General features: G+C 31.8%; 5 protein-coding genes. All 5 read left to right on the top strand.

Annotated elements, in window-relative coordinates; genetic code table 11:
- Nucleotide 1 precedes the first annotated feature (1 nt).
- The 5 genes from B0A57_RS09135 to B0A57_RS09160 all read left to right on the top strand — a co-directional run bounded on the left by B0A57_RS09135 (nt 2) and on the right by B0A57_RS09160 (nt 7810).
- Nucleotides 2-2326 carry a penicillin-binding protein 1A gene (locus tag B0A57_RS09135; protein ID WP_034097123.1) on the top strand — a complete coding sequence of 775 codons (2325 nt, stop codon included), beginning with the start codon at nt 2-4 and terminating at the stop codon, nt 2324-2326.
- Nucleotides 2327-2494: 168 nt separating this feature from the next.
- Nucleotides 2495-3193 carry a CoA transferase subunit A gene (locus B0A57_RS09140; RefSeq protein WP_011962207.1) on the top strand — a complete coding sequence of 233 codons (699 nt, stop codon included), beginning with the start codon at nt 2495-2497 and terminating at the stop codon, nt 3191-3193.
- Nucleotides 3194-3209: 16 nt separating this feature from the next.
- Entirely contained in the window at nt 3210-6242 is a 3033-nt protein-coding gene (locus B0A57_RS09145) for an HsdM family class I SAM-dependent methyltransferase (RefSeq protein ID WP_038465767.1), read from the top strand.
- Nucleotides 6242-6862, top strand: coding sequence for a hypothetical protein (locus B0A57_RS09150; protein ID WP_038465769.1), 621 nt, complete (start codon nt 6242-6244; stop codon nt 6860-6862). Before B0A57_RS09145 ends, B0A57_RS09150 begins: the two co-directional genes overlap by 1 nt.
- 291 nt (nt 6863-7153) lie before the next feature.
- Nucleotides 7154-7810, top strand: coding sequence for a 3-oxoacid CoA-transferase subunit B (locus tag B0A57_RS09160; RefSeq protein WP_034097129.1), 657 nt, complete (start codon nt 7154-7156; stop codon nt 7808-7810).
- The last annotated feature ends 406 nt before the right edge of the window (nt 7811-8216 follow it).

Consider the following 8216-nt stretch of genomic DNA (forward strand, 5'->3'; position numbering starts at 1 on the left):
AATGGCACAAAAACTGAATACTCAAAAACCAGATTATTCACAATATGTGAAAAAATTTTGGAAATATTTCTTCATCGCTTTTGGCGGAATACTGTTGTTTTTCCTACTTGCTTCTTGGGGGCTTTTTGGCTCAATGCCATCGTTCTCAGAGTTAGAAAACCCAGAATCTAATCTCGCTACCGAAATTATTTCTGCCGATGGGGTAACACTAGGTAAGTTTTACAACGAAAACAGAACCCCAATTAAATACAAAGATTTACCCAAACACTTGGTCGATGCGCTAATATCTACCGAAGACGAACGTTTTAGAGAACACTCAGGAATAGACGGCAAAAGAACCTTAAGCGCCACTTTAAGCCTAGGAAGACGAGGAGGAGCCAGTACCTTAACACAACAATTAGCCAAACTGCTTTTTCACGGCGAAGGCTCTAAATTCTTGCCTTTTAGAATGATGCAAAAAGTAAAAGAATGGATTATTGCTATCCGTTTAGAACGACAATACACAAAAGACGAAATTATCGCCATGTATCTCAATAAAGCCGATTTTATTAATACCGCAGTAGGAATTCGTTCGGCATCAAAAGTATATTTTGCAAAAGAACCCAAAGATTTAACAGTCGATGAAGCTGCCATGTTAGTAGGAATGCTAAAAAACCCATCTCTATTTAATCCCTTACGACGAGAAGAAAAAGTAAGAGAACGAAGAAATGTTGTGCTAAAACAAATGGAAAAAAATCATTGTTTGTCAAAATCAGCCAAAGAAAATTTTCAAAGCAAACCCATCAAATTAACTTTTACACCCGAAAAATATAACGAAGGCTCAGCAACCTATTTCCGTGAATACCTTCGTGATTACATGAAAAATTGGGCAAAAGAAAACAAAAAAGAAGACGGCTCAGACTATAATATTTATTCAGACGGCTTAAAAATATACACCACTATCGATTCTAGAATGCAATTGTATGCCGAAGAAGCAGTAAAAGAACACCTAAAAAACTTACAAGAAGAATTTTTTTTAGAAGCAAAACAAAACAAAACAGCCCCCTTTATTCGAATTACACAACCCGAAATAGACAAGGTTATGAGTCGCTCAATGCGAAATACAGAACGTTGGAGAATCATGTCAGAAGAAGGAAAAGACGAAGCCGAAATCATAAAATCATTTAGTGTCAAAACTAAAATGACCATATTTACTTGGGACGGAGACAAAGAAGTAGAAATGACTCCCACAGACTCTATCAGATACTACAAACACTTCCTACAACCAGGACTAATGTCTATGGAACCACAAACAGGACAAGTAAAAGTATGGGTTGGTGGTATCGATTACAGATACTTCCAATACGACCACGTAGGCTTAGGAGCACGACAAGTAGGGTCTACATTCAAACCGTTTCTATACGCCACAGCAATCGAACAATTAGGAATGTCACCCTGCGATACCATTATCGACGGGCCATTTAGAATATATAAAGGAAAACACAATGTAACCGAAGACTGGGAACCAAGAAATTCTGACGGAAAATACAGAGGCATGGTAACCCTCAAAAAAGCATTAGCAAACTCCATCAACACCGTCTCGGCAAAACTAATAGACAAAACCGGACCAGATGCAGTTATCGCCTTAATGAGAAAACTAGGCGTAAACTCACAAATCCCATCACAACCCTCTATCGCATTAGGAGCAGTAGACATTACCGTAAAAGATATGGTAGCAGCTTACAGCGCATTTGCCAACCAAGGCATATACATGAAACCACAAGTAATAGTCAGAATAGAAGACAAAAACGGAAACGTCATCTACGAACCAAAAATGGAATCTAGAGACGTACTTAGCAAAGACATCGCATACGCAGTCATCAAACTATTAGAAGGCGTTACAGAATCTGGATCAGGGGCTAGACTAAGAGGAACAGGATCAGGAGGATACGCCTACAAACGAGTAACAGGATACCCCTACGGATTTACCAACCCAATTGCAGGAAAAACAGGAACCACACAAAACCAATCCGACGGCTGGTTTATGGGAATGGTACCCAACCTAGTAACAGGCGTTTGGGTAGGAAACGAAGACCGTTCCGCACATTTTCGCACCATAGCAAACGGGCAAGGAGCCACCATGGCATTACCAATCTGGGCATTGTTTATGAAAAAATGCTACGCCGACCCAAACTTACACGTCTCTAAAGAAAGCTTCGAACGCCCAAAAAACCTAACCATAAATGTCGATTGTGCCACAGAAAGAAAACGAATCCGTGACACCACAGCAAGAGACTCAACAGCAGTAAAACCAGAAGAACAAAATACAGACGAGTTCGGAATATAATAAAAATTAGGAGCTATTTCCTGCTATTCGTTGCAATCTTTTCTTTTTCTAAAGAAAAAAAAGAAAAGGATTTCCACTACTATCAGGGCTAGGGCAATAAAATAAAAAGAAACAATTAGACCAAACTTATATTTCTTATATGGTTTAAAAAACAAAATGTAAGTCAACATGATAAACAAAAAAGTAAACAACGTACAAGAAGCACTACAAGACATACAAAACGGACAAACCATCATGTTAGGCGGCTTCGGACTCTGCGGCATACCAGAAAACGCTATTGCCGAACTAGTAAAAAAAGACATCAAAGAACTAACCTGCATATCCAACAATGCAGGAGTCGATGGCTTCGGACTAGGTTTACTCTTAGAAAAACACCAAATCAAAAAAATGATTTCCTCTTATGTAGGAGAAAATGCCGAATTCGAACGCCAAATGCTATCGGGAGAACTCGACGTAGAACTCACCCCACAAGGCACCCTAGCTGAAAAATGCCGAGCAGCCCAAGCAGGAATCCCCGCATTTTTTACCCCAGCAGGCTATGGCACCGAAGTGGCACAAGACAAAGAAGTCAGAGAATTTAATGGCAAAATGCACATCATGGAACTTGCCTACAAAGCAGATTTTGCCATAGTAAAAGCATGGAAAGGCGATACAGCTGGAAACCTAATTTTTAAAGGAACAGCTAGAAATTTCAATTCCTGTATGGCTGGTGCCGCAAAAATCACCATTGCCGAAGTCGAAGAATTAGTTGAAGCTGGAACATTAGACCCCAACCAAATACACATTCCAGGAATAATGGTCAATCGTATTTTTCAAGGTGAAAAATTCGAAAAAAGGATAGAACAACGCACCGTTAGAACAAGATAAATTGTAGTTTTACAAAATGAACTCTTCCATAATAAATAATTTAGATATTATAGATTTTGCAAAAGATTGCAACGTATTTGATATAGATTTATTTGAGAATGAAAAATTTGGAGTTGTCAAAGTATATGGAAATGAAGACCAACCAGCACTGTTTTTAAAAGAAGTCGATTCTTTTAATTTTAAAACTTTAAAGCAAATTGCCGAAATTCAAAAAGCAAGCTGGAATTTTCAAAAGGTTTTATTCTTATATGTTTACACCAAAACAGAAATTAGAATTTACAATTGTTCTGAAAAACCTTTTGGATATGAAGAAAATATTCAAGAAAATGAATTTACAAACAAATTAAAAGAATTAGAACTTTATTCTTGCAAAGAAACAGACAACGACAAGCTTAAAAAATTAAATATACTTTTTTCAAGAATTGCCATTGATACTGGATTTATTTGGTCATCAATCGAAGCAAAAGAAATTAAAGACAAAATAAATCTTCAAAATAGAGTAGATAAATTTTTAATTCAAAGTCTTATCAATGTTTCAAGAGAATTAGAAGAACAAGGGTTAACTGATAAAAACTTAATACATAAGTTGGTTATGCGCTCTCTGTTTCTTTTGTATTTAGAAGATAGAGGCGCAACTAAAAAAGAGTTTTACGGTGAGTTTTCGTTAAAAGCAGAATCTTATCTGGATTTACTTAAACAAGGCGAGGTAAACTATGTATATTCATTATTTGAAAAATTAGCAGAAGATTTTAACGGAAGCTTATTTAACATAGAAGAAAACGAAATAAATCTTGTTACACGGGAGCATTTAGATTTAATCAGACAATGTTTTACAAGCGGTTATACAAAAAGCAATCAAATAAAATTATTTTCAGATTGGAGATTATTTAATTTTAGCATTATAAGAATTGAATTATTAAGTGAAATTTATGAGAATTTTTTATCTGAATTAGACAAGAAAGAGAAAAAAAACACAGGCACTTTCTATACACCCCCTTCATTGGTTGAATTGATTCTAAATGAAAAGTTGCCCGTTAGAAATAATGAAACTGACTACAAAGTAAAAACGCTAGACCCAAGTTGTGGATCTGGAATTTTTCTGGTTCAGAGTTTTAAAAGATTAGTAAAGCGTTATGAAAACAAGCATAATTCAAAATTAAATGATTTTAATATTTTAATAGATATTCTTAAATCAAATATTTTTGGGATCGAACTTGATGGAAAATCTATAAAAGTAGCCGCTTTTAGTTTGTATTTAGCTTTATTAGACAACCTTGACCCAAAAACAGATTGGTGGAATGGTACAATAAAATTTCCTTATTTAATAAATGATAATGACGACGAAAGTTTAAAAGAACAAGGGAATAATCTTTTTAAAAGAGATACTATTTCTGACTTATCCGAAATAAAAAAATTACAAAATTTTGATTTAATTGTTGGAAATCCACCATTTGGAACAAAAAAATTATTGCCAACAATTACAGCTTATTGTGAAAAAGAAAACTTTGCTAAAGAAATGGTTTTACCTTTTTTACACAAAGCAACTCTTTTAGCACCAAAAGGTAAGATAGCTTTAATTTTTAACACTAAAGTTTTGACCAATACAGGTGGAACGTATCAAAATTTCAGAAAATGGCTGTTTAATAAAAATTATGTTGAAAAAGTGTATAATTTTTCAATTTTAAGAAAAGCTAAGAAAAATTTTGGTGGACAATTATTTGGTTCAGCAATTGAACCAATCTGTGTTGTTTTTTATCAAAAGGAAAATTTCGAGACACTTAATAAAAAAGATACAATTACTTACTATTCTCCCAAAACATATATCAAAAATGATGTTTTAGAAGGAATTGTTATAGATTCATCAGATGAAAAGCATTTACCAAGAATAGAATGTCAAAAACCAAATACTAAAATTTGGAAGATTGCTATGTGGGGGAGTTATTTTGATTTTGAATTGATAAAAAAACATGAAGGAAATACTTTAAAAAACTATTTTAATAATAATAAAAGTTGGGTTAAAGGAACTGGTTTACATATTCCTTCTGCAAATTATACTAATAAAGAAAATATAATTACACCTGAAAAAATAATTGATACTACCAATATTTCTAGATATTTAGTTGTAAAAGATAATCTTAAAAATAATGAAACAAATTATTTAAAAATAAACGAACAATTAGTTAAAGCTCCTTTTTTGATTGTTAAAAAAGGAATAACAAAAGGAAATATATTAGCTTCTTTTGTGGATTTTGATGCTTATTTTTTAAATAGAGTTTACGGAATAAAATCTAATAATACCGAATCTTTAAAAATTCTTTTGGCATACTTTAACTCCACTTATTCTAAATATTTTCAATTTAATTATTCATCAGCTTGGGGCTTAAAATATGATGATATTTTAGATAATGAATTATATGCTTTGCCAAATATTTTTGATTTTTTAAATAATGAAGTAAAAAATAGAATGATACTTTTAATTGATAAAATAATTTCAATAAAAAAGTCAAACGAATTAAATCACAACACAACACATATAGAAAAACAAATTGACCAAATCATTTATAATGATATTTTAAAATTGACAGCTGATGAGCAAATTGTAATTCAAGATACTTTAGATTATAGTTTGGATTTATTCGAAAAACAAGAAAAATCTAAAGCAGTTTTACCTGTAAATGATATTGATGTTTATACTAAGAGAATAACTAAAGAACTCAATGATTGGCTAGATGATGATGATTTAAAAATCTCAGCAACTCATTATTCTATTGATATAAATTGTCCTTTGTATTTGGTAAAATTGTCTTTTGGAAATCAACAAAAAGAAATAGAAATTTCAAAAGAAAACATCTATAGTGAGCTTAAAACATTAGATAAAAAACTTTGGAGTAAAGATGCTCAAAGTATTTATTTCAGAAAAAAATTAAATTATTTTGATGGAGATGATATTTACATTATAAAACCAAATCAAAGGCGTTTTTGGAGTCAAACTGCAGCTATGGAGGATAGTAAATCTTTATTAGTTGAAATTCTTAATATGAAAGAATAATGGCAGGAACTTTAAAAAAATCTATTTTCCTAAATTTTCAAAAAAAATTTAAAGAAAAATGTATCACATTGTTTGTTGAAGCTTATAATGCTTCAATTTCATCAAAAGCGGTTTCTTTAGATTTTCACGAAAATGATATAACTGCCATTCTTCATAATTACATTAATGAAAATCCTAAAAGAAAAGATTGGCAAATTTTCACAAATCTAGAAAATCATCAATTTGATAAAAAAGCTATTCCTACAAAAGGTTTTGCTGCTAAATTTTCACGAATTGATATGAGATTTACTAAATTTTGGCAAAGTGATGAATTTAGGTATTTTGTAGAAGCAAAAAATTTAAAAGTAAATGATTCAGATTTGAAAAGAAGATATATTACTACTGGAATTGATAATTTTTTAACTAAAGGAAAATATGTTAATTGTGATGGGTTTTTAGTTGGTTATATTCTTGAAGGAACAGTAGAGAATTGTGTAAAAGGAATTAATAAATTACTTGAAAAAGATAAAAGACAAAATGAAAAAATAGAAAAAACATCAACTTTTTTATCAATTGACAATCATTTTTCTAAACATCAAGAAAAAGAAATGTATCATTTATTTTTAAATTATGTAAACTAAGATTATGAATAAACTAGAAACCAAAATCCTAAAAGCCATATAAACCAATAAATTGAATTCTGAAATTTTAGGTAAAACAAAGTGGTATAATTATTTTATCAGAGTTACCAAATTGGTCTGGAGCAGAAATTTTCACGATGGGTACTTGATTGAAGTTTATACCGAAAAATATGGTGATCATTTAGCTTCAATTACAATTTAAGACATCCTAAATAATAAAAAATAGTTTCAAAACCGAAATAGCTTCAATACCAAAACAAAAAGAAGCAATATTAAAAAAATATTTGTAACATGGCATTAGATAAAAATCAAATTGCAAAACGCATTGCGCAAGAAGTACAAAACAACTATTTCGTGAACCTAGGAATAGGAATTCCCACCTTAGTGGCAAACTATGTTCGTGAAGATATTTCGGTCGAATTTCAAAGCGAAAATGGCGTTTTAGGAATGGGGCCATTTCCTTTTGAGGGCGAAGAAGATGCCGATATTATTAATGCAGGAAAACAAACCATTACCACATTGCCAGGTGCTAGTTTTTTCGATTCTGCTTTTAGTTTCGGAATGATTCGGGCACAAAAAGTAGATTTAACCATCCTTGGTGCTATGGAAGTTGCCGAAAACGGAGACATTGCCAACTGGAAAATACCAGGAAAAATGGTAAAAGGCATGGGGGGCGCTATGGATCTTGTTGCTTCTGCCGAAAATATTATCGTGGCCATGATGCACGTAAACAAAGCAGGTGAAAGTAAAATTTTAAAAAAATGTACTTTGCCACTAACTGGCGTAGGTTGTGTAAAAAAAGTAGTAACAGAGTTAGCTGTTTTAGAAATTACCCCAAAAGGATTTAAATTACTAGAACGTGCTCCAGGGGTTTCGGTACATGACATTATAAAAGCCACCGAAGCCGAATTAATTATAGAAGGAGAAATCCCAGAAATGACATTATAAACAATTATTGGTTAAAATTTACGAACAGCAACCCTTTTTGGATTGCTGTTTTTTGTTTAAATTAATTAAGAAAAAAATAAAATTAAACCATTTATAATTATAAAATGAGGTGTAATACCATTTAAAGTTTAAATTTACTGGGATAAAAAAACATACAGTTTGTCTTCCGAGGAACGAGGAATCTCATCAAGTTATTCAAATTATGAGATTCCTCGTTCCTCGGAATGACAACATCCTTAATAAATATTCCAGTATTTTTAAAGCTAAATTGGTATAATATTTAGGTCTGTTTTTTTAGACTATTTTATAATTATATGAAACTTTACAGCTAATAAAATTTATTCGAGGTGTTTATTTATGTGACCTAAAAAAGTATAGCAGTTTTCGCAAAACGCCCAAGTATAAG

Origin of the sequence: Flavobacterium psychrophilum DSM 3660 = ATCC 49418, assembly GCF_002217405.1 — a bacterium.
GTDB classification, from domain to species: Bacteria; Bacteroidota; Bacteroidia; order Flavobacteriales; family Flavobacteriaceae; genus Flavobacterium; species Flavobacterium psychrophilum.